The organism is Cellulomonas algicola, assembly GCF_003851725.1.
Lineage (GTDB): Bacteria > Actinomycetota > Actinomycetes > Actinomycetales > Cellulomonadaceae > Cellulomonas > Cellulomonas algicola.
This window is the reverse complement of the sequence record NZ_BHYL01000512.1, coordinates 1-744: the sequence shown is the minus strand read 5'-3', so window position 1 is coordinate 744 and position 744 is coordinate 1. Positions and strand designations below refer to the sequence as shown.

The following is a 744-nucleotide window of genomic DNA, read 5'->3' as shown; positions in this document are numbered from 1 at the left end:
GTCAGGGACCCGGTGGGGTCGGGCGCGCCGACCAGGCCGGGCGCGTCGGAGCCACCGTCCGCGCGGGCGTCGACCGGCGCGCCCGTCGTCGGTGCGACGCGCTGCGTCGGCACGGTCGGCACCGCCGGGACGCCCCGCACGGGCGTGTCGACGTCCGCCGGGTCGGGGTCGTCCTCGTCGTCGGCGCGGCGCGCGGTCGCGAGTCCCGAGAGGACCTGGTCGACGCGCTGCACGCCGATCGCGCGCACGAGCCCGAGCGCGACCCACGGGAGCGCGGCGTGCGCGAGCACCGGCCCGAGCCGGCCGTCGCCGACGGCGAGCAGGAGCATCGGGGCGGCCGCCCAGACCACCGCCGCCCAGGCGCGGGCACCGACCGAACGCGTCGCGGCACCCGCGGCCGCCCAGGCACCCAGGCCCGACAGGAGCACGCCGCCGAGCAGCAGCGCGGCGACCGCGGGGGCGGTGTGCCCCGCCGCGACCGTGCTGGGCACGAGCAGGAGCGTGAGCAGCGGGTCCGCGGGACCGGGTGCGCCGAGCCCGCCCGCGACCCACCCCGACGTCGCGGACCGCCACAGGTCCCCGAGGTCGGCCCCGGCGGCCAGCAGCGCGCCGCCGACGACCGAGGCGCCGCCCGCGGCCGCGCTCACGAGCGGGCCGAGCGCGACGGCGGTGACCAGTGCGAGCGCGACGACCAGCACCACGAGCGTCACGCGACGACGCGACACGAGGGCCGCGAGCTCGCGC

At 81.0% G+C, this 744-nt stretch carries 1 pseudogene; it reads right to left on the bottom strand.

The annotated features are described in order from the left end of the window. Positions 1-744, bottom strand: a pseudogene (locus CTKZ_RS21185) (glycosyltransferase family 2 protein); the annotation flags it as partial.